Raw genomic sequence first — 21,652 nt, 5'->3', positions numbered from 1 at the left:
TTCTCTACGAGACGCTACGCGAACAATTTTGAATTTTGAATTTTAAATTGATTTCTCTCCACTTCCTCTATCCCCTATTTATTATCCATGCAGACTCAAAAACCATCTGTTAGTCTCATTCGGGCTACATCTTACGAACAAGAGGCTTTACGAGAATCTTTAGTCATTCTCCTGGAACCTTTTGGAGGAATAGCAGCGTTTGTGAAAAAAGGCGATCGCGTTTTACTCAAACCGAATCTACTTACAGGAACGCGTCCTGGTAAAGAGTGTATCACCCGTGCCGAACTAGTTTACGAAGTTGCCCAGATGGTAATTGAGGTTGGCGGTAAACCATTTTTGGGGGATAGTCCTGCTTTTGGCAGTGCCAAGGGCGTAGCAGTAGCAAACGGCTATCTGCCTATTTTAGAAGAACTCAATCTTCCGATCATCGATTTTCACGGTCAGCGTTACCAAACCGTTAGTGACAATTTTAACCATCTCCGGCTGTCTAAACAAGCAATGGAAGCAGACGTAGTGATTAACCTACCGAAAGTGAAATCACATATGCAGTTGACATTAACACTAGGCGTAAAAAACTTGTTTGGTTGCGTCCCCGGCAAAATGAAAGCTTGGTGGCACATGGAAGCTGGAAAAGACGCGAATAGATTTGGTGAAATGTTAGTAGAAACTGCTAGGGCAATTAACCCTAACTTAACCATATTAGATGGCATCATCGGTCATGAAGGAAATGGCCCCAGTAATGGTGAACCTCGCCACCTGGGCATTTTAGCAGCCGCATCAGATATATTTGCCTTAGATCGGGCAATGGTAGAAATCCTCAATGTTCCTCCTGAACAAGTGCCCACAGTTGCAGCTTCCCAAAGGCTAGGAGTTTGTCCAGAACTTGCTGCCATAGAGTTTCCGCATTTAAATCCTGACTTATTAAAAATAGAAGATTGGCGGCTACCAGACAAGTTAATGCCCATCGATTTTGGTATGCCCCGCGTCATTAAGTCTACGTTTAAGCATCTTTACACCCGATTTATCAAGGAACCAATGAGTGTTTACGGAAGGAACTAGTACCGCAAGGCGGAAGTCAAAAGTCAAAAGTCAAAAGAATTGTATTCCTTGCTCTTGCGCCATTTGAAATGGTATGTTTATTTCCGCCGTGTTGTACTAGAGAGTGGGGGAGATAAGGGAGACAAGGAGAATAACCATGCCCCATACCCAATGCCCAATCCCTAATTTACAAGTGCAAACTTCGTTACAGCAATTTCATTTATTAGCAGAGTAATCTGTAATTACCCTCCGATTGCTTAACCAGACTTTAACCAGACCGCCCTATCATAGTTAGTGGCGGTTTTTTTGACTGATTAATTTGTTATATAATTTCTCGTCTTAGATTTTGATTTATCCAAAAACTTATATGGATTTAGGATCTGAAAATTGGGATTGGGTATTTTGTTCAGATATGAGCAAAGTTTGCCGATAACCCGCTACAGGTCTACGCCACCTTCTAAAACGCTTTTTATTCTACCTATATATAGATCGACAAAATTCCTGTGATATTACATAGAATTTAAAATTTAAATTCTGAAATATTTGTTTAGTGGTATCACTGAATCCATGCTGCACGACACAGTTGATGTATCTGTATTTATTCGGTAGTTATAATTGGTTACAAAAATCATTCCTACCATTTATTCTCTGGTGTCAAATATTTTGTGTATAACTACTGTATAACAATCAAAAGGACTGACACATATTCAGTGCTTTTGCGGTTTTGTATCCTGTATCACAAATTAGCAATTCCAGTAAAATGACCTTATCAAAGGCGTTGTAGGATGTTATAATCATGAAGTATCGGACAAATACATTTTGCTAATTAATCTTTAAACAGCGAAAAAATGTAATTTATGATGCTGTTAAAGTTAGCTTTAGGTATGCGAACGTTTACACTATACAGGGAAACATCTGAAAATATTAATTACAAAATAAAACATAATTTGTTTATTTGTAACTTTGTATTAAGAAGTCCATGTATAAAAACGCTATTATGACAGTTGCAAAACTGGTTTAGATTGGAGAATGCTAGACATTTTACAGTTTAAAAATAGCATTAAAACTCTCGATAAGAGAGTAGACCTACACAGTGTTACGAAGAACTTCAATTTTGTATGAATTCAAATAGCCAGTCTGCCAATTCTACCGACACATATTCCCAACGTTTGGCAGACATTGTGGGAACTGCGATCGCTCTATTGACTCTCACCCTACCCGTGTTTGTCATTGCCCACTATTCTTCAACTAATGTTCAAAATAACCAGCAACCCCTGATCCAAAACCTCAAAGGAAGTCAAGATTGATAAAGCTTTCCAGTAGCATTTCACCAGCAGGAGAGCTACAAAAAAAAGAAAACTGATTTTGAGAAAATCTCTGTAGATTTGAATGTAGTTCATCAGGAATAAGCTGAAATCTGTATTGTGTGACTCCAGATTTCAGTTGTATTCACAGCATAGGGGCAGAAATCCCTTTAACAGCAATCAAGGGCGGGAAAGAATAATACCCTTTTGGAAAAAGCGTTGCGAGGAAACTTGGCAACGCTTTTTTCATTTTTTGGCTAATTCAAGGGAACTGGGCATGAGGGCGATGAGGCAATACTTCTTGGGTTTTGGGGAAAAGGGGAAAGAAAAAACCTTTAACCCTTACCCCAAAACCTTTTCCCCAAACCCAATTCCAAGTTAAAAATGCACAAAGCCAGAAGTATTGGAGGATGATGGAGAAATAACCAATACAACTCTTGGAGAGGCTGCGCCAACGGCTTCTCTACCAGACGCTCTTGCGTTCGCTCAGTACAAGTGCCCCATACCCTGGAATAAATACCTTGGGAAGAGATCCATATTGCCCTAAAATTCTACACGGGGAGCGAAGCTGACTGAGTGCCCCCATGATTCACTGTTATCAGAGGAGTTTTTTGTGGATTTATCTCGTATTCCTGCCCAACCAAAACCGGGTCTAATCAACGTTCTGATTGAAATTATTGGCGGAAGTAAAAATAAATACGAATACGACAAGGAACTAGAAGCTTTTGCTCTAGACCGAGTACTTTATTCCTCGGTACAATATCCATACGACTACGGCTTTGTACCCAATACTTTGGCTGAAGATGGCGATCCCCTAGATGGTATGGTCATAATTGACGAGCCAACCTTTCCAGGTTGTATTATTGCTGCACGACCGATTGGCTTCTTGGAGATGATTGACGGTGGCGATCGCGATGAGAAAATCCTTTGTGTTCCTGACAAAGATCCGCGCTACACTCAGGTGAAATCACTGAAGGACTTAGCGCCACACCGCTTAGATGAAATTGCCGAATTTTTCCGTAGTTATAAAAATTTGGAAAAAAAGGTGACTGAAATTCTCGGTTGGCAAGATGTGGACAAAGTTGCAGCTTTAGTAGAAAAATCCGTCAAAGCTTATAGAGGATAATAGAAGAGTTAGGGTTAGGAGTTAGGAGTTAAGAATTATGAATTTTTATTCCGAACTCCTCACTTTAATGACTTCCGCTTGTTACGGATCGCAAAAACTGCCACCAATCCCAAACCTAAATGCAGCGCACTCTCCTTTTGGCAAAAATTCATAACTGCACCCTCACGGGGGCAAATATCAACTACGTGGGTAGTATCAGCATCGATGAAATCCTTTTGGAAAAAGCTGGTATCTTACCCTATGAGCAGGTGCAAGTAGTTAATAATGCCAACGGTCAGCGCTTTATTACCTATGCGATCCCGGCTCCAGCCCATTCAGGAGTAATTGAGCTAAATGGGGCTGCGGCACGTCTAGGCATTATTGGCGATCGCTTGATTATAATGACGTACGGGCAGTTCACTCCAGAAGAGTTAAAAAGTTACTCTCCTACGGTAGTCATTGTGGACGAAAAAAACAGGCTGTTGGAAGTGCGGCGCTACGATGACCTGCTCAGTAAGGTCTAATTTCAAGAAAAATGTCAAATTTTGAGTTGTCGGGTTCCCAGAGCTACATACCTGAAAAGTCATCTACCCTGCCAAGTAGCCCAGCAGGTGAATTTCTCGTGCAATTTTGGGGTGTAAGAGGTTTGATTCCCACTCCAAGTAGCAATACCAGTCGTTATGGTGGTAATACCGCTTGTGTAGAAATGCATGTAGCTGGGAAACGCTTGATTTTTGATGGCGGTACTGGCTTACGTATACTGGGGAAAATTTGGCAAGAATTACAACAGCCACTAGAAGCCCATTTATTTTTTAGCAACTGCCAATCAAATCGTATTCAAGGGTTTCCCTTTTTTGCTCCAGCATTTATTGTGGAAAATTGTTTTCACATTTACGGCACAGCTGCCTCAAATGGAGCCTCAATCAAACAATGTCTGTATGACCAGATGCTCCAGCCACACTTTCCTTACCCTTTACAGGTAATGCAGTCGGAATTGCAGTTTTACAATCTGACTTCAGAAAGTGATGTGAAGCTAGATGATGTGACGATTACAACTGCATTAATTAATCAAACTCAGCGGTCAGTTGGCTACCGAGTTACTTGGCAAGAGTATAGTGTTGCCTACGTCACGGATTTGCACCAGAATGCTGATCAACTAGAGCAAGAGCGGATTTTACAGTTTATTAAAGGCGTTGACTTGCTGATTGCCAATGCCACTTACACTCCCCCTACCTCTCACAACCATGACTCTGCTGATTTACTCTGGCAAGCTGCGGTGAATGCAGCTCTGAATGCTGGTGTGCAACGGTTAGCCATTTCTCATCATCACCCAGATGACCATGATGATTTTCTTGACCAGGTTCAAGTCGATGTTAAATCTGCCTTTCCTGAAGCAATAGTAGCCTATGAGGGTCTAGTTTTAACTGTTGGTAAGTGATTTTCACTCGTTGGCAGAGCATCGCCAAGGGGGAGATGAGGGAGGAGAGGGGTAGGATGCCAACAGTTCAGTTTAAGATTTGATTTCCTCCCTTTCCTTCTTTTTAAGGAGGGAACTAGTCTGAGAGCCAGAGCAAGTGACTGGCTCCCAAATCTAAACTTTCAACTTACAATAAACCTCGTTTACCATTAGGGCGCACGGTCATCCAATTTGTTTTTGCTAGTGCTAGCTGCTCATCAGAAATTTTGGCACTGGTGAGATTAGCACCACATAGATTAGCTCCTCGGAGGTTAGCATTGCTGAGATAAGCATTGCTGAGGTCTGCGCCTCGGAGGTCTGCCCCTTCTAAATCAGCATGGTTAAAGTATGCTTTGCTCAAATTAGCATCCTTGAGATTTGCTTGAGTGAGGCTAGCTCTGCCAAAGTCACTATTGTGGAGATTAGCTCCCTGGAGATTGGTTTTTTGCAATTGAGCGGAATGGAAATTTGTTTGGGATAAGTCAGCACTTTGTAGATTCAGCAAACTTAAATTGTGTAGGGCAAAATCCCGTCTTCCCTTCAAATAGGCTGTTAATAAACCTTGGGTATCTAACTTCCGCTCAACTTTAGAATTTTGAACTTGCGAACCATTGCTGTTGCTGTTAGCTAAAGTCGTTGATTTGGCCATCCCAGAACTCTGGTGTAATCCAGCCGCTTCCGCTGCCTTAGCTCGTCTAGCGCGAATTGCTGCCGCTACCTGTGCCACTCCTACACTGGTAACAGCAGTAGAGGAGTTGTTACATAAAACAGCAGAATTTTCCAGGTAGTTGTGTGTTCGCTCTTTATATCCACTATCTGATTTAATCAGTAAACCCTTTGCTAAACTTTCTAAGTATGGTTCTATTTCCAATGCTCTGAGAACTTCTGCCGCTGACTGATAGCGACTACGTACAGACACGTCTAACATTTTTCGCAATACATTGCTCAAGTGGTCACTCACTTGCACAAGCCGCTCCCACATCATCTCGCCAGTGTTGGGATTGTAATCTAAATCTTTAGGAGTTTTGCCAGTCAGTAAATAAATGCATGTCACCCCCAGTGCATAGATATCGCTGGCGTAGACTGGACGCATAGCCATTTGCTCTGGAGGTGCAAAACCAGGAGTGCCAATGGCATATGCAGTTAATACTGTTTGTCCTGATTGACTCGTCGCACCTTGAGTGACTTGGTCTTTGACAGCGCCAAAGTCAATGAGTACCATTCTGGCATCTTGAGTGCGGCGAATTAAGTTGGCTGGCTTGATATCACGGTGAATCACCTTTTGCTCATGGATATATTGCAGTAGTGGCAGAATCTCGCTTAAGAATTGCTTGACTCCAGTTTCGCTCAAGATACCGTTAAGTTTGACCTCCTCCTGCAAAGTATCACCACTGATATATTCTTGAACTAAGTAGAATTGTTCATGATCTTCAAAATAGTCTAACAACCTTGGTACTTGGGGATGATTGCCAATCTTACCTAGGGTTTTGGCTTCTCGCTCAAAGAGTTCTCTGGCCATCTGTAAAACGTGTGGGGTGCTTCCTGATGGGCGTAATTGCTTAATTACACAACTCGGTTCTCCTGGTAAGCCTTGATCATCGGCCAAGAAGGTTGCTCCAAAGCCACCCTGACCTAATGGTTTGATCACCTGATAGCGCGAACGCAACAGTAGTTGCGAGCCACAAGACTGACACCTTTGGCTATTTACCAAATTTTCTGGATTGGGACAGGTAGGATTTAAGCAGTAGCTCATGCACTGTCAACTCGCTGCACGAATAATCACGGTGAGTGTTATACTCCCTTTCAATTATTTAGATATTAATCAACTCTTGCCAGGTAATTTTTGCTGGAAATCCTTTGAAGAGTTCCTAAAGTTTAACTGGTATTACGTAAAGCGATCGCCTAAGTAAGCTGATTTATTATATTTATACCAACAACTAGTGTTTGATCTCCTTTTTTATAGGTAGTATTGTTTGACATTGCTGAAACAGCCTTAAGCCAGAGACTTTGAATCCAAAATTCAGCTTGCGCTGTCAGCGCACCTTTGGTGCGACCCAAAATCCAAAATTGGTATTGGAGGTATTGAAGGGCAGTGCCCATCCTACAAAAAATTGCTGTAGGATTTTGGATGCCCAAATTTGGAGGCAATTTAGAATTGTCTCCATTAGTCCTTAAGTGACTATTAGCTGGCTTTCATGTCCACACTAATCAGCTGTTCTATAAGTGCAAAAACATCACTGCGGCTGAGTTTCTCTTTACCATTAGCAAGGGCGTCAAGGGTGCCATTAGCCAATGTTAAGGGAATTTGGCAAAAATCTAAGGCTGGGCCTGTAGGAAGATTTTTGGTGTAGGCTTCTGCTAGGGCTAGATTGCGCCGAGCATACTCTTGCATATTTGCTGCATTCCAACCCTCTGGAAAAAAGTCTACCCCACGCCCTAAATCTTGAGTATGGTTACGCAGGATATTAACTGCTTGTAAACCCCGACCAAACCCAATCGCCTGGGTCCGGTTAGTTTGCGTTCCATCGTACCAAGTCCATAAGTCCGAAAGTAATAATCCCACTGCACCTGCAACCCCAAAAGTATAACGATCCAAATCAGATTCTGTGTAAATTTTCCAGTTTTTTTCTGCCCAGTAAGCCATCCGGTCTGCCATTGCAGCAGTGGCATCCCAAATTCGAGGTGCAATGGTCTCTGGTGCTAGCAGTGACCATTCTCTAATCCTCACAGTGACTTCTTCTAAGGTATTCTCATACCCACTAAATCCTCCAAAGAAAGCATCTACCGCGAAGCCATCAACCCCTGCCTGTAATGTCAGACTAATCGTTCTTAACAGCTTTGCTTTAGTAGCGTTATCTAGTTCGGGATGATCTTCAATTTCATCAATGGCACGCATACACAAATATGCTGATGCTACTGCTTCTTGCAATCCTGGCGGTAAAAGACTAATTGGAATATAAAAAGTTCGGCTAGTTTCTTTGAGGATTTGCAATGCATCTCTACGTAAATTCATGTTTTCACTCCCCGATTGATTTTTGCACCACATGAAGTTTGCAGTTTTTTGATGATACTGGATATAGTTTTGACTAAACCTTAAAAACTATAGACCATAAGATACGCTAGTATTTAATCTAAAAATTAATAGTTTTTGGTGTTGCAATTAACAAAACTCTCAAATTTATCAAAGTCCTATCTAGTATATAAGGTTTTGGTTGCAAAAATGTGTAAGGCGTCGTTTGATATAGCTTTCAGAAACTTTTAGTGTATATATAAAGAATTATGCTAGTATTTTGTTAATTCTCGCGAAATTTTTCCATCAGCAAACATCCATTTTAGAGATTTGAAAGTGTTTTAAGTCTGCGTTAATCTGACTAACAAAGTATAATTATTGTATATATAAAGGCAATTTAGGAAAAGCTGGTAACGGATAACAGTAACTGTACGCACTTAAAGGTGCGAACGGCGGCTTGCCTAAGAGTTAAGGTCAAATTGGACATAGAGGGCTGCAATCCTTGGGTTGAGCTACGCCTACGCTTGATCGGTTACAGTGGGAGCGTCCTTGCTGTTCAAAGTGACATAAAGTGACCATAACCTAGAGCAAGAAGTTCCCGTATATTTACGAGATTGACAAAACAGCCTACTCAACAAAACATTTGTGAATATTTGACCTCTCATTCAGTCTCAAGATATAGAGATTCAACAAGTTGTTTAGAGTCAGGCTAAAGCTATGGTCTCCACTTTTTACTTGTTTTCCACTGATGTCACCTCATTGGGCGAGTTGGTTGCTACTACCACAGCATCAGCTCTCACAACTTTACCACTGCTCGTCTCAACACGGGCGGGTAAACCACCTGGAATTTTTTCTACGTGTGCCTCCGGATAAATTCTACCACCACGGCGTTGTATAGCTTCTGCAAGTCCAGTTAGATATTTCAGTGGATCAAATTGCCCTTGTTGGGGAAAGCGTAGACACACTCCTGTATAAAAATCGCTCAACGGGGCTTTCTTCACCATTTCTACGTTAGTGAGTCCGACCCGGTGTACTGCTTCTAACTCCTGCTGAATCTCATCTATTGATTTCAGGTCTGGGGGAAAAAGATAGCCGTCAATCAATTTTGGATTTTGGATTTTGGATTTTGGATTTTGGATTTTGGATTGACCCCGGTAAGATTGGGTATGGGGCAAGCCGAATTTTAAATTGAGAATTTTGGATTTGTTCCGCCCACATACTCCGTAGGAGAAGCAAGCTAGCAAGAGGGGCACGTTCGCGTTAGCGTCTCCAAGAGTTGTGCGGGGCGGGGCATGAACCAAAAAATCTTTTATCTAAAATCTTTTATCTAAAATTCGTAGTCAAGTCTCTCCAAGTCGCAGTTAATGTTTTCTTGGGTGGCGATCGCCTCTATAGTATTAATTGCTGTTGTATGACTTTGAGCAACAAGTTTTGCGCCCTCTTCACCGTGCATTTGCTCCAGTTCGTGGTAACGATAAGTCAACACATTCGATAAGTGTGCCGTTGTTCTTGCCGTTTGACCGCCACCAATGGGGCCATCATCCAGCACTACTACTGACATTACCTTCGCGGGTTAACATATAGGCAGCTGACATCCCTGCTATCCCAGCACCGACAACGCACACATCTGCATGAGTATTTTCGGTAAGTAGGGGTTGATCTGGGACTTCTGCCGTTGTCATCCAAATAGAAATAGTTTTACCAGAGTCGTTTCGCATATTCTTAATAGAGTCTCAAGCCAAATTTAGTTTCTAGAAAGAAGGTTATAGGGATAAGAGCGAGGCAAGGGAATAGGACTTATGCACAAGAGATTTCCCAACCCCTTAAAAAGTTGGCTCTAGAGATTCACCCCTTTTTAAGGCTTGATCAGCGGAGCAACGTTTAAGTTTTTAATCTGTAAGTCTTGACTAAGAAGGAATAAAAAGGAAAAATATTTTGACATCTTTCATTTTTTTATTGCGCCTCTATATACTTTTAACCCTTGCAATAGCAGCAGAAAAGCGATCGCTAAACAAGCTAAGAAAAGTTGCAGGGCAAACCAATGAATAAAATTTTTGAAATCGCTCTTGGTATTGTTACCAGTATTGGCGGCTTTTTGGATGTAGGTGCGATCGCTACTGCTGCCGAAGCTGGATCTATTTACAGCTTCCAACTAATCTGGGCGATTGTCTTAGGGACAATTTGTGTAATCTTTCTGGTGGAAATGTCTGGACGTTTAGCAGCCGTTAGCAAACATACATTAGCTGCGGCGGTGCGAGAACGATTTGGGTTTAACTTTTATATTATTCCACTGTGCTAGCGATCGTTGCTATTCCACTGGAAATTATTGGAGGGTAGGAAATGGATGTTATTAGAGATATTCTTGATAACCAATTAGTTGACAGTAATCAACGCAAAATGGGTAAAGTTGATGGCATTGTGATGGAGTTGCGCGATCGCGAACCACCACGACTTGCTTATATTGAAGTAGGAGTAACAACCCTTACCAGACGGCTAAATCCGCGTTTGGCAGGTTTTGTAGCAACAATTGCAAGTAAATGGGGTGCTAAACAAAGTGAACCGTTTCGGATTCCGTGGTCAAAAGTGCGGGATATTGGTATTGATGTTGAAGTCGATGTTGAAGCTGAAGCAACACCAGCCTTAGGCTATGAAAAATGGTTGCGCGATCGCATCATCGCACGAATTCCAGGAGGGGGATAATGACAACTCGTGAAATTCATCTAGAATTACTGCTGAGTAAACCAGTACTAGACTCAACAGGTAAAACCGTCGGACGCATTCAGGAAGTACGCGCCGAACAACAAGGCGAAGAATGGATTGTTAAAGAATATCTTATCGGCTATGCTGCCGTTTTAGAACGGCTATCCGCTTGGACAATTGGGTTAAAAATTTTGCATCTACTTGGGGCACAGAAAATTTACGGTGGTTATACAATACCTTGGGACAAGCTAGATTTGACTGACCCTGAAAAGCCTCGTTTGCGTTGCAGTCTAGATACATTAAAGTCATTAGACGAGCAGCAGGATACAGAGTAACTTGGCTTGAAGGAGGCAGGCGGATGATGTCGCTAAGTTGCAAAACGCTGTAAATATTAAACATTTTTGGTCGCCTGCACCTTCTTTTAATTAAATTTAGTAATGTTAAGTATTTTATAGTATTAATAAATTGAGACTTAGTATGATGTTAATTTGACTAAAATTCTCTAAAAACTTTTAAAAATCTTTTAAAAGCTAATTATTATATTTTCCTATTCTTCATCTTTTTTAATGTTCAAATGCCAGAAGTTCAAGTTGGAGATATTAGCATTTACTACGAGGTTAAAGGCAGTGGGTGGGTATCCGCTACTCATGGTTATGGGTTTCAGCTTCAGCCTTTTAGATTGGGGAGATGTGTTGCCTGATGAACTGGCAAAACATTACCAAGTCATTCTGTTTGATAACCGCGATTCTGGACGGACAAAAAGCCAGTCAATTGAGGCGTTGCTGATTAGATGTATGATTCTTGGTGTAGAGACGTTGCAATGCAACGTTTTTACAAAGGTTTTGAAATCGGACAAAATCATTTTCATCCCTAAATTCAGCAACGCCAGAATTGGTATTAGCAGTGATGGATTGATTAAGGATAAAGCTTAATTGCTAGATTTTTATGATGTGGCTTTCTGCTTACGGCTAACTACCTTGCCTGCTCCTAGCGCAGCACCAAGTGCCAACACAGCTAGCCCCATTCTAGGTTCTGGAACAACAATGCTGTCTTCAGTGAAAGCCAAAAAGCCAGCCCCATTTAACCCACCTCGACCGGCAGGGATAAAGGTGTCAATAAAAGCTCCTGTCTTGCCGTCGTAACGCAACACATTGTTACTTTTTAAACCACTAACGTAAAGGTTTGCGTCGGGACCGAAGATTGGCTTGATAGGATCATTGAGTCCGCCACTGCCAGCCGAAACAAAAGTGTCGATAAAGACTCCTGTCTTACCGTTAAAGCGCGAAATATTATTAGTATTAAAGTTAGCAACGTAGAGATTGCCGTCTGATCCAAAGGTCAAGCCACCAGGTTCTGACCCTTTTTCCTCTGTTGCAAAAGTGTCGATAAATGCCCCTGTTTGCCCGTTATACCTTAAAATACTATCAGTAAGAGTACTACTGACGTAAAGGTTTCCGTCTGAACCAAAGCTCAAACTAACAGGTGCACTGAGTCCGCCGCTACCTGATGGGACAAAAGTGTCAATAAAAGCTCCAGTTTGCCCGTTGTAGCGTAGAACACTATTACTAGTGCGGCTGTTAACACTGGTAACGTAGAGGTTGCTGTCAGATCCAAAAACTAAGTCTTCAGGTGTATCTAGTCCACCACTAAGAGAAGGAACAAAGCTACTAATGAAATTCCCTGTTTTTCCGTCGTAACGTTTGACGCTACCGCTCAAAATACTACTAACATAGAGATTTTTATCGGGTCCAATAGTTAAACCAGTTGGTCCCTTTAGTCCGCCACTACCGGAAGGAACGAAGTCATCAATGAATTCTCCCGTTTTTTCGTCATAGCGCAGAACGGAGTTATTATTATAACTCCCCACTAAAAGTGCTGCGTTAACTCTTGGGGCTACCCACCCTAGCAATGCAAAGCTTATCAGTGGGAGGCTGATCTGACAAAAATTGAAAAATCTCATAATTTTGTTAGCTAAAACAACGATAATTACTTAGTACAGTTAATCATAAATTTGTAGCCTATCCTTGTTGGTTCTTAACTTTGGTTGTAAGCAAAAGTAATTTAGATGCGTTTGCCCTCCTCTGCTCTGGCTGCCTCAACGGATAAATTTCCTTAACCCAAGCGTATTGGTATTTAGTGTGGTAACAATAACTTGTGGATTACAAAAACCATTCTTGGTAAAAAATATCTCCTAATCTTTCACCCAACTTCTAGCGAAAGAAAGAGTTTCAGGCTGAGTATCTCTGTAATCATGAATGCCGACAAGTATTAACCTGCTTAATAACTGATATGCCGCAATATTTCGGAAAACTACCCACTACTAACCAACCTTGGACAACTGTTAGCAATGTAAAAGCTGTAACCTGGGACAATAATATTATTAATTTTGACTGTGGTGACTCACGCCTTACCATCAGCGTACTTGCTCCCAATTTAATCCGTGTGCGTTTTGCACAAACTGGGGAATTTATGCCTCGCCGCTCTTGGGCAGTGACGCTGGATGATGCAGAATGGGCGACAACACCTTTTGCAGTCCGGGAAACTGAAGCGACGGTAGAAATTGAAACAGCACAGATTCGTGTGTGCGTCCAGCGAGAAAAGTGTCGCATCGCCTGTTTTGACAAAGCTAATCGTCCCTTTGCCCAAGATGCAGAGATGGGTATAGGTTGGCGGATGGGCGCAGTTGCAGGGTGGAAAGAAATTGCCGCCGATGAACATTTCTATGGCTTTGGTGAACGTACAGGCTTTCTGGATAAACTCAGCGAAGTAAAAACCAACTGGACAACGGATTCTTTAGATTATGATGCACTAACTGATGAAATGTACCAAGCAATTCCATTTTTTATGGCTTTGCGCCCAGAGGTAAGCTATGGCATCTTTTTCAATACCACTTTTTGGAGTCAGTTCGATATCGGTGCTGAACAACCAGGTATTTGGAAGATGGAAACTCGTGGCGGTGAATTGGATTACTACATTATCTACGGTCCTGAACCAGCCCAAATCCTGGAGACTTACACTCAGCTAACTGGGAGAATGCCATTACCGCCGAAATGGGCGCTAGGTTATCATCAATGTCGCTGGAGTTACGAATCAGAAACCGTTGTGCGGGAACTAGCAAAGGAATTTCGCCAACGCCGCATTCCCTGCGATGTCATTCACCTCGATATTGACTATATGCGGGGCTATCGGGTGTTTACCTGGAGTCCCCAGCGTTTCCCCGACGCGGCAAAACTTATTAGTGACTTAGCACAGGATGGTTTCAAAACAGTCACAATCATTGATCCTGGTGTGAAATATGAACCAGAAGGCAATTATCACGTTTTTGACCAAGGATTAGAAAACGATTATTTTGTGCGTAAAGCTGATGGTACGTTGTTTCACGGCTACGTTTGGCCTGAGAAAGCTGTTTTTCCTGACTTTTTACGTCCTGATGTGTCTAACTGGTGGGCTGATTTACACAAAAGCTTAACCGATGTTGGTGTGGCAGGAATTTGGAATGATATGAATGAACCTGCTATAAACGATCGCCCCTTTGGGGATGAAGGTGAAAAGATTTGGTTCCCCTTAGATGCACCACAGGGAGGAGATGGAGATAATTCTCAATCCAAAATCCAAAATCGTTCGACTGAGCGACTTGTACTGAGCGAAGTCGAAGTAAGCCGAAGTCCAAAATCTAAAATTGATGTGACTCATACGGAAGTACATAATTTGTATGGGTTAATGATGGCTAAAGCTTGCTATGAAGGATTGGAACGGCATCGAAGCTCGGAGCGATCGTTTGTGTTAACGCGATCGGGTTATGCTGGTGTGCAACGCTGGTCTTCTGTGTGGATGGGGGATAACCAATCGTTGTGGGAGCATTTAGAAATGTCTCTGCCAATGCTTTGCAACATGGGACTTTCGGGTGTGGGGTTTGTGGGTTGCGATATTGGCGGGTTTGCTGGTAACGCCACAGCTGAATTATTCGCTCGGTGGATGCAGGTAGGAATGCTGTACCCAATGATGCGCGCTCACTCGGCAATGTCTACTGCTCGTCATGAACCTTGGGTATTTGGCGATCGCGTTGAAAATATCTGTCGAGAATATATTAATTTACGCTACCAACTACTTCCCTACATTTATAGTCTTTTCTGGGAAGCAGCAACAACGGGCGCACCGATTTTAAGACCCTTATTGTACCATTTCCCCAACGATCCGAAAACCTATAGCCTCTACGATCAAGTATTGCTAGGTGCATCGCTGATGGCTGCACCAATTTACCGCCCTGGAGTTGAGCATCGATCTGTCTACTTACCCCTTGGTACTTGGTATGATTGGTGGAGTGGTGAGCGTTATGAAGGCCCGATTCACATTCTTGCTCATGCACCACTAGAAAGAATGCCACTATATGTCCGTAGCGGTGCGATCGTTCCCATGCAACCTGTCAAGCAATACGTTGATCAAGCCTCACTCGACGAGATCCGATTACGGATTTGGCCTGGTAATAACGAATATCAGCTATTTGAAGACGATGGACAGACAAACAAGTATCAAGATAAAAAGTTTTCGCTAGCAAGTATCAGCGTATTTAGTGAGTCTAATCAAATAGTAGTCGAAATTGGAGCAAGAGTTGGGGAATGGACACCTCCACCGCGGGAAGTGATTGTAGAACTTGTTGGTATTGGAGAGCAATGTTTCCAAGATGATGGTAAGCGACATACTCTGCAATTTTGAAATACTCGCAAGGGTGGTTTTTTAAACCACCATTATTTCCTACTCTAAATTGTGCCAGAAAAAATATGCATACAGGTAGATGAAAAGCAAGTCAAGGGGTAACATACAATACAAAGGATCTAAATGATAAAACCGTAAGAAATACCGAAGTTTACCACGCTAGATAGATGCGGTTAGAGAACACTCAATGTTAAATTTTAACCGCTTGCGGCTGCAAGATAGATTTAAAATTACTACAAATTCACTTGTGGCAAAAGTCGCAAGTTTGCTCGCTGTTTTTGTTGGCAGCTTGGTACTAGTTGGCTGGTGGCTTGGCATTGAAGTTCTCAAGCGCGGCTTCCCTGGTAGTTCGGCGACAATGAAAGTCAATACAGCGCTGTGTTTTTTGCTGTGTGGTGTGTCGCTGTGGCTATTTTTAAGAGGAGGGGGAAACAATTCAAAATTCAAAATTCAAGTTGCGCTGGAAGCGCACCAAAGGTGCGACTCAAAATTATTTCCCCACTTCCCCAGTCTTCTAATTTCTAGGGTATGTGCAATAGCGGCTACCACAATTGCTGTGCTTACAGTCTGTGAATATCTGTTTGGCTGGAATCTTGGGATTGACGAACTGCTATCGCGTGATTCGCTAACTAGTATAGCGACATCGCATCCGGGGCGAATGGGGGTGAACACAGCACTGAACTTTATGCTGGTGGGCGTCGCCTTACAGATTGTGGTTGATCCAAAAACCGACCGCAGTTATTGGTATGCCCAGATTATCGCTCTGATAGCTACTTTAATTTCCTTTCAAGCGCTCATGGGCTATGCCTATAAAGTGAAAGTTCTCTACGGACTTGCCCCTTATACAACATCAATGGCCTTACACACAGCGGTGTTGTTCAGCTTACTAGGTATAGGCATTCTCTGGGCGCGGGCAGACCAGGGGTTAATGAGGGTAGTTACAAGTGATACCTACGGCGGCTTAATTGCACGTCGTTTGTTGGTTGCTGCGATCGCAGTCCCTTTTGGATTGGGGTGGATAATTGTTGAAGGTCAACGGGCGGGACAATACGATCCAGCTTTTGCAGTATCGGTGTTTGCCATCGTCCTGATTGTAATTTTTACTGTTTTGATTTGGCAAAGTGCGGCGGTTATTGAACGCCTTAGCCATCAACGTGATCTTGCCCAAGAAGCACTGAGAACCTACGAAGCTAAACTGGGGAGTTTTGTAGATGCTAACGTCATCGGCATTCTGTTTGGCGACGTGTATGGCGGTATCCAGCAAGCAAACGACGAATTCTTGAGGATGATTGGTTACACGCGGGAGGATTTGTTAGCAGGTAGGCTAAGTTGGAGCAATATCACACCACCAGAGTATCTATACTTGGATGAGCGAAGTGTTGCCGAAGCACAAGGAAGCGCCAACGGTGCTTGTACGCCTTACGAAAAAGAATATATTCGCAAGGATGGTAGCCGCATCCCAGTTTTAGTTGGTTACGTACTGCTAGGAGAAAACCGAGAAGAGTCAGTAGCATTTATCCTCGACTTGAGCGAACGCAAGCAAGCAGAAGCAGAGCAACAAAAATTAGTATCGCTGGTAGAAAATAGCTCTGACTTTATCGGCATCGCCACCCTTGAGGGTGAATTACTCTTCATAAATGATGCAGGTCAAAAGCTGGTAGGGCTTGCCAGCCTTGATGAAGTGAGGCAAAAAGCAGTATTAGATTACGTCATGCCCAAAGACAAAGCCTATTTTCAAGAATATATACTGCCGACTGTGCTATTACAAGGGCGCTGGCAGGGAGAATTCTGCTTTTGTCACCTCCAAACAGGTCAAGCGATACCAGTTGATTACAACATCTTCACTGTTACAGACAATAAGACAGGTCAGCCAATTGCCTTAGCAACTGTGACTCGCAACATCAGCGAACAAAAACAGGCTAAGGAACAAATCTTACAACTAAACAAGGATTTACAGCGCCGCATTACTGAGTTACAAACTTTGTTGGAGGTCATTCCCATTGGAATTGGCATTGCTGAAGATCCAAAATGCCAAAATATCAAGGTCAACCCTGCTTTTGCCAAGCAGTTGGGAATATCGTCAGATACAAATGCCTCCCTCAACGCTCCCAGTAACGAAAAATCGACAAGCTTTAAAATCTACCGAGAAGGAAGGGAACTCTCAGCAGAGGAACTGCCAATGCAATACTCTGCCACTCATGGTGTCGAAGTTTTGGATTGTGAACTCAATGTCGTCCATGAAAATGGAAAAATCGTCAACCTGTTGGAGTATGTTGCACCCCTGTTTGACGAAGAGGGTAAAACTAGAGGAAGCGTTGGTGCATTTTTAGATATTACGGAGCGCAAACAGGCAGAGGAAGTACTCCTAAATCAGCAAAAATGGCTAGAGGATGTGTTAAATCTGATGCCAAGACCTTTGCTGTTTATCGAACCAGGAACGGCGCGGGTAACTTTTGCCAATCGCTCTGCTGACGAATTAGCTGGGGGCGAATTTCCCAAAGGTGTACCAGCCGCAGATTATCACACAGTTTACCACTACACAGATGCAGCTGGCGATCGCATCCCCAATCAGCAAATGCCAGGAGTGCGGGTTGCCCTTGGCGAACGCCTGAATGGATTAGAAGTAGACTGGCACACTCCCGGTGGTGTCCGCTCTCTACTAGTATTTGCTGATACTCTGCCAGCAATGCACGGTCATCCAGCTACCTGTATCTTGGTGTTCCAAGAGATTAGCAACCTCAAAAAGGTACAAAAAGCACTCTCGTTAGGTTACAAAAGGCTAAACCTACTATTTGACACAGCTAACGATTTACTATCGAGCCAACAACCAGTAGTACTAATCGATAGCGTCTACCGAAAACTAAAAGACCAAATTGATTTAGATATTTACTTTAACTATTTGGTTGAGGATAACTCTCAGATATTGCAGTTGGGGTCTTACAGTGGTATTTCCCAGGAGATGGCAAAGGAAATTGAGAGATTGGAATTTGGTCAAGGGGTTTGTGGTACTGTAGCGCTCTCACGCCATCCTATAGCTGTAGAGAATGTGCAGCAATCAACTGAAGAGAAAACAGAATTGATTCGCTCTTTAGGCATTACTGCTTATTATGCATATCCATTGATCGCTCAAGGACGGCTGTTGGGTACTCTTTCTTTTGGCAGCCGCACTCTGTTAAGCTTCACCGACAATCAAAAGGGGATGATGCAAGCAGTATGCGACCAAATAGCGATCGCAATGGAACGGGCTAGTTTAATTGCTTCTTTGCAACAACAAACTGAGGAGTTGCAAGATGCTAACCGCATGAAGGATGAATTCTTAGGGATATTGTCCCACGAGTTGCGATCGCCCCTCAATGCCATTCTTGGCTGGGCGCAATTGCTGCAACGAAGCAAGCTGAGTGAAACCCAAATGGCTAGGGCTACGGAGACAATTGAGCGCAATGCTAAGGCGCAAACCCAGCTAATTGAAGACCTGCTGGATATATCACGGATGATTAGAGGTAAGTTACGCCTCAATGTTGGTACATGCAATTTGGTTGGGATGATTGAGTCAGCCATTGAGACTGTTAGTCTAGCCGCCCAGTCCAAGGAAATCGATTTGAGATTTTCCCTGATTCCCTCAAAAGAAACGCGAAATGCGCCACCGGGGATACTCCCCGTGGTCACTTTCGCGCAAAATTCAGATTTGGGATTAGGAATCAATCGCGAAAATCTAGAATCTCTAGAAGCACAATCCCAAACCAATCAACACTCAGAGGACAGCAAATTTAGCGAAAATTCTCAATTCTTAATTTCCGGGGATTTCGAGCGCTTGCAACAAATAATCTGGAATCTGCTATCCAATGCCATCAAATTCACACCCGTAGGAGGACGGGTAGAAGTGCAATTGTCAGTAGTCACTGGTAAAGAAAAACAACAGACAACGGATAAATATGCCCAAATTCACGTGATTGATACAGGCATTGGTATCAGTCCTGACTTTCTTCCTTACGTCTTCGATCGCTTTCGTCAAGCTGATAGTTCTAACACTAGAACCTATGGTGGATTAGGACTAGGATTAGCGATCGTGCGTCATTTAGTAGAATTACATGGCGGTACTATCCACGTAGATAGTCCAGGTAAAGAGCAAGGAGCAACGTTTACAGTCAAGCTACCACTTTTGAAAAGTCGCCCCCTCGCAGCCTCGTAGCCTCTCCCTCTCCCCTCTTTTCCTCTTCCCTCCTTGGCGTGGGCGTACTGGTTGTAAATCACCAAACCGATACCTGGGAATTTATCACCAGATCCCCTACGTATATTTCAAAAATCAAATATGAGTCCTATATATGTATATTTTTATCTCAATATGAATAATTATTCTGTATTGGAGCGATCGCTATTTAGTAGACCTCTTGCAAAAATCCCTAACACCCCACTCCTAACCCCTCCCCTTACCAAGGGGAGGGGAGACAAAGCGTAGCTTTGGCGGGGTGGGGTTCTTATTTTTGATTTATGCAAGAGGTCTATTAGAAGCAGCTTCAATAGCCAATGCAATGACTCCCCTTAAAAAGGCTTGCTGTTTTCCTCCTTTACTCCATTTTTCTAGGGGTTCCCAGGTGCATGAAATACACAAAACCTCACCCCCAACCCCTCTGGGTGAGTTTGGAGAGGGGAGATGCTTATTCTTTATCAGGGTGAGGTACAGCTTAACGTCACTCTTATTAGCACTCTTTTATTACTCTCATTAGAGAATATTTAAAACCTTGTTTCTCCGGGCTTGGTTCCTAACAAGGATTTTTTGGCAATGCTTATCAAGCGAGGTTTTAAAAAAGATTCAAAGTCAGCATCTTATTTTTCTCTCTTCAGAGACATAAAAGAGCGTTAGGAAACGCTATAAGGGGGTGACTACAGGCGGGAAGAACTTATCCAAAACTTATTTGGAAGCAACTTCCGAAATAGGCAATTTTAGAATTGTATTTAAATTATGTAACCTGAGTTAATCGAAACAGGCTACATAAATTGTTGTTTGAGTATTGTCAGGAAATTATGTTAAAAATTACACTTGTATTACTGTTTTTAGCATGATTGGTCTGTAATATTCACGTAATTTATTCAGATAATCATACAAAAAAAAGATGTGCATCTTCCAACTACCATAAATCTAACTAATAAGCAGTATTTAATACATTACAATACCTCCTATGATTGCTCTAACAAAGACATTAGTACAAATAGTAGCTGAACCACAACAGCTAGATAGTATTAACTTACATGAGTCGAAGCGAGCTGATTTTTTACAAGAAGTAATTGAAGGCTTAGAAGACGGTATATTAATTTTAAGCAAGGCTGGTAAAGCGATTCATGCTAATGCATCTGCTCATCGCCTTTGTTGTCAATTTAATCAAGGCAATTTTAATCAGAATTTTGTACCCCCAGCCATCTGGAATCTTTGTAAATCGTTACTCAATAGTCGGTATTTGTTTTCTGATAAACTGCTAATTCTGTCAGATGAGATTGTGCTTGATAAGTCAAATGTTTTTCGGATTAGGGTGAGATTGCTAGATTTAGAGGGGTTTGAAGTGCCTTGCTTGTTAGTGACCATAGAAAACCAATATGAGTCTGTGAAAAATGTAGCACTCACTGAAGTTAAAAAATTTGACCTGACACCGCGAGAAGCTGAAATTTGGTTTCTCTATAGAAGCAACTACAGCTACAAAGAAATTGCTAATAAGCTTTACATCACCATCAACACCGTGAAAAAGCACATGAAAAATATTCACACCAAGCGACAAGCGTCTCTTGTACTTGAATAGTAATATCGCAATCATAATTGGTTATGCAAGTTGGGGCACAATGCTGTATCCCTAATTGTATTCGGAGCTTTTTGTAGACATAGTAAGGTATTGGAAACCTGCTGTTTTAATAAGATATTGTTATTTTGTAGTTCCAGAGTAATTTTGTTGAACTGATCATTGCTCAAACCATTATCTTTGACAATTTTTTCAGACAGGGTACAGAAATTTTTGGCGATATCTTGAGCCTTTGTTGGAAGATCCTTTATACTGTTAGGATCGTTACAAACAATCTTGGGAATTTCTCCATTGCCAATAAGTTTTTTAATTTCTTCAAAGGCATTTTGACGGGCTGGCTCCATTGCCAGCACGGCTTGAGCGTAACTGTTGATTTCAGTATTGTTAACTATTGGTGTTGGAGTTTGACCATCAGCTTTTGAACTCAATGAGAACGCGTTGGAAATCACACTCACAGTAGCGATCGCACCGAAAAAGAATGATTGGAAAAGAATTCGCTTTCGGCTAGGTCGGAAAAAGAAGTCGGAAGTTTTCTTCATA

General features: G+C 42.3%; 19 protein-coding genes. 12 read left to right on the top strand and 7 right to left on the bottom strand.

From position 1 onward, the window contains the following. Nucleotides 1–87 precede the first annotated feature (87 nt). From V7K49_RS19335 to V7K49_RS19315, 5 genes are all read left to right on the top strand, one after another. Nucleotides 88–1,059, top strand: a complete 972-nt coding sequence (locus V7K49_RS19335) for a DUF362 domain-containing protein (protein ID WP_335206927.1) — start codon at nt 88–90, stop codon at nt 1,057–1,059. Nucleotides 1,060–2,156: 1,097 nt separating this feature from the next. Beyond that, a complete protein-coding gene (locus tag V7K49_RS19330) occupies nt 2,157–2,345 on the top strand; it encodes a hypothetical protein (RefSeq protein ID WP_334872095.1) in 189 nt (62 codons plus the stop codon). 610 nt (nt 2,346–2,955) lie between these two features. Next, entirely contained in the window at nt 2,956–3,468 is a 513-nt protein-coding gene (locus V7K49_RS19325; RefSeq protein ID WP_335206926.1) for an inorganic diphosphatase, read from the top strand. A 119-nt stretch (nt 3,469–3,587) separates the two neighbouring features. After that, nucleotides 3,588–3,971: an aspartate 1-decarboxylase gene (gene panD / locus V7K49_RS19320; protein WP_273769423.1), complete on the top strand. Its 384-nt coding sequence runs from the start codon at nt 3,588–3,590 to the stop codon at nt 3,969–3,971. An 11-nt stretch (nt 3,972–3,982) separates the two neighbouring features. After that, nucleotides 3,983–4,885: an MBL fold metallo-hydrolase gene (locus tag V7K49_RS19315; protein ID WP_334872090.1), complete on the top strand. Its 903-nt coding sequence runs from the start codon at nt 3,983–3,985 to the stop codon at nt 4,883–4,885. A gap of 166 nt (nt 4,886–5,051) precedes the next feature. Here V7K49_RS19315 and V7K49_RS19310 read toward each other — a convergent pair whose 3' ends face one another. The 5 genes from V7K49_RS19310 to V7K49_RS19290 form a co-directional block, all read right to left on the bottom strand. Further along, a complete protein-coding gene (locus V7K49_RS19310) occupies nt 5,052–6,656 on the bottom strand; it encodes a serine/threonine-protein kinase (protein WP_334872089.1) in 1,605 nt (534 codons plus the stop codon). Nucleotides 6,657–7,085: 429 nt separating this feature from the next. Next, nucleotides 7,086–7,916 carry a phytoene/squalene synthase family protein gene (locus V7K49_RS19305; RefSeq protein WP_335206924.1) on the bottom strand — a complete coding sequence of 277 codons (831 nt, stop codon included), beginning with the start codon at nt 7,914–7,916 and terminating at the stop codon, nt 7,086–7,088. A gap of 728 nt (nt 7,917–8,644) precedes the next feature. Next, nucleotides 8,645–9,088, bottom strand: a complete 444-nt coding sequence (locus V7K49_RS19300) for an FAD-dependent oxidoreductase (protein ID WP_335206923.1) — start codon at nt 9,086–9,088, stop codon at nt 8,645–8,647. Between the two features lie 152 nt (nt 9,089–9,240). After that, a complete protein-coding gene (locus V7K49_RS19295; RefSeq protein ID WP_334872084.1) occupies nt 9,241–9,474 on the bottom strand; it encodes a hypothetical protein in 234 nt (77 codons plus the stop codon). Then, a complete protein-coding gene (locus V7K49_RS19290; protein WP_334872083.1) occupies nt 9,452–9,631 on the bottom strand; it encodes an FAD-binding protein in 180 nt (59 codons plus the stop codon). Before V7K49_RS19290 ends, V7K49_RS19295 begins: the two co-directional genes overlap by 23 nt. A 323-nt stretch (nt 9,632–9,954) precedes the next feature. On the opposite strand from V7K49_RS19290, the gene V7K49_RS19285 reads away from it, so the two are divergent. The 4 genes from V7K49_RS19285 (at nt 9,955) to V7K49_RS19270 (ending at nt 11,545) form a co-directional block, all read left to right on the top strand. Beyond that, on the top strand, nt 9,955–10,212 hold the full coding sequence (locus V7K49_RS19285) for a divalent metal cation transporter (protein WP_334872081.1): 258 nt from the start codon (nt 9,955–9,957) through the stop codon (nt 10,210–10,212). Nucleotides 10,213–10,253: 41 nt separating this feature from the next. Beyond that, on the top strand, nt 10,254–10,613 hold the full coding sequence (locus V7K49_RS19280) for a hypothetical protein (protein WP_335206922.1): 360 nt from the start codon (nt 10,254–10,256) through the stop codon (nt 10,611–10,613). After that, complete coding sequence (locus tag V7K49_RS19275; RefSeq protein WP_334872077.1) at nt 10,613–10,948, top strand: hypothetical protein; 336 nt, start codon at nt 10,613–10,615, stop codon at nt 10,946–10,948. The genes V7K49_RS19280 and V7K49_RS19275 overlap by 1 nt, the downstream gene beginning before the upstream one ends. A 291-nt stretch (nt 10,949–11,239) precedes the next feature. Continuing rightward, nucleotides 11,240–11,545 (top strand): alpha/beta fold hydrolase, encoded by a 306-nt coding sequence (locus V7K49_RS19270; RefSeq protein WP_335206921.1) that lies wholly within the window; start codon nt 11,240–11,242, stop codon nt 11,543–11,545. Nucleotides 11,546–11,556: 11 nt separating this feature from the next. Here the strand turns inward: V7K49_RS19270 and V7K49_RS19265 are convergent, their stop codons facing one another. Beyond that, nucleotides 11,557–12,573: a Vgb family protein gene (locus tag V7K49_RS19265; RefSeq protein ID WP_335206920.1), complete on the bottom strand. Its 1,017-nt coding sequence runs from the start codon at nt 12,571–12,573 to the stop codon at nt 11,557–11,559. A 329-nt stretch (nt 12,574–12,902) separates the two neighbouring features. On the opposite strand from V7K49_RS19265, the gene V7K49_RS19260 reads away from it, so the two are divergent. The 3 genes from V7K49_RS19260 to V7K49_RS19250 all read left to right on the top strand — a co-directional run bounded on the left by V7K49_RS19260 (nt 12,903) and on the right by V7K49_RS19250 (nt 21,115). Further along, a complete protein-coding gene (locus V7K49_RS19260; RefSeq protein WP_335206919.1) occupies nt 12,903–15,326 on the top strand; it encodes a glycoside hydrolase family 31 protein in 2,424 nt (807 codons plus the stop codon). Between the two features lie 187 nt (nt 15,327–15,513). Beyond that, nucleotides 15,514–19,515 carry a PAS domain S-box protein gene (locus V7K49_RS19255; protein WP_335206918.1) on the top strand — a complete coding sequence of 1,334 codons (4,002 nt, stop codon included), beginning with the start codon at nt 15,514–15,516 and terminating at the stop codon, nt 19,513–19,515. Nucleotides 19,516–20,503: 988 nt separating this feature from the next. Next, complete coding sequence (locus V7K49_RS19250) at nt 20,504–21,115, top strand: helix-turn-helix transcriptional regulator (protein WP_335206917.1); 612 nt, start codon at nt 20,504–20,506, stop codon at nt 21,113–21,115. 11 nt (nt 21,116–21,126) lie between these two features. Here the strand turns inward: V7K49_RS19250 and V7K49_RS19245 are convergent, their stop codons facing one another. Continuing rightward, the gene (locus V7K49_RS19245) at nt 21,127–21,651 is read right to left on the bottom strand and encodes a DUF4168 domain-containing protein (RefSeq protein ID WP_334872065.1); all 525 of its coding nucleotides are present in this window, start codon (nt 21,649–21,651) and stop codon (nt 21,127–21,129) included. Nucleotide 21,652: the final 1 nt, after the last annotated feature.

The organism is Nostoc sp., assembly GCF_036919675.1.
Classification (GTDB): Bacteria; Cyanobacteriota; Cyanobacteriia; order Cyanobacteriales; family Nostocaceae; genus Nostoc.
Note: the sequence above shows the minus strand (reverse complement) of the source record. Positions and strands in the feature narration are given on the sequence as shown.

Coding starts and splice junctions, on each gene's coding strand:
- V7K49_RS19250 (WP_335206917.1), top strand. CDS start 20,504: ATGATTGCTCTAACAAAGACATTAGTACAAATAGTAGCTGAACCACAA.
- V7K49_RS19285 (WP_334872081.1), top strand. CDS start 9,955: ATGAATAAAATTTTTGAAATCGCTCTTGGTATTGTTACCAGTATTGGC.
- V7K49_RS19245 (WP_334872065.1), bottom strand. CDS start 21,651: ATGAAGAAAACTTCCGACTTCTTTTTCCGACCTAGCCGAAAGCGAATT.
- V7K49_RS19295 (WP_334872084.1), bottom strand. CDS start 9,474: ATGTCAGTAGTAGTGCTGGATGATGGCCCCATTGGTGGCGGTCAAACG.
- V7K49_RS19265 (WP_335206920.1), bottom strand. CDS start 12,573: ATGAGATTTTTCAATTTTTGTCAGATCAGCCTCCCACTGATAAGCTTT.
- V7K49_RS19305 (WP_335206924.1), bottom strand. CDS start 7,916: ATGAATTTACGTAGAGATGCATTGCAAATCCTCAAAGAAACTAGCCGA.
- V7K49_RS19255 (WP_335206918.1), top strand. CDS start 15,514: ATGTTAAATTTTAACCGCTTGCGGCTGCAAGATAGATTTAAAATTACT.
- V7K49_RS19290 (WP_334872083.1), bottom strand. CDS start 9,631: ATGCGAAACGACTCTGGTAAAACTATTTCTATTTGGATGACAACGGCA.
- panD (WP_273769423.1), top strand. CDS start 3,588: ATGCAGCGCACTCTCCTTTTGGCAAAAATTCATAACTGCACCCTCACG.
- V7K49_RS19335 (WP_335206927.1), top strand. CDS start 88: ATGCAGACTCAAAAACCATCTGTTAGTCTCATTCGGGCTACATCTTAC.
- V7K49_RS19310 (WP_334872089.1), bottom strand. CDS start 6,656: ATGAGCTACTGCTTAAATCCTACCTGTCCCAATCCAGAAAATTTGGTA.
- V7K49_RS19260 (WP_335206919.1), top strand. CDS start 12,903: ATGCCGCAATATTTCGGAAAACTACCCACTACTAACCAACCTTGGACA.
- V7K49_RS19280 (WP_335206922.1), top strand. CDS start 10,254: ATGGATGTTATTAGAGATATTCTTGATAACCAATTAGTTGACAGTAAT.
- V7K49_RS19315 (WP_334872090.1), top strand. CDS start 3,983: ATGTCAAATTTTGAGTTGTCGGGTTCCCAGAGCTACATACCTGAAAAG.
- V7K49_RS19275 (WP_334872077.1), top strand. CDS start 10,613: ATGACAACTCGTGAAATTCATCTAGAATTACTGCTGAGTAAACCAGTA.
- V7K49_RS19330 (WP_334872095.1), top strand. CDS start 2,157: ATGAATTCAAATAGCCAGTCTGCCAATTCTACCGACACATATTCCCAA.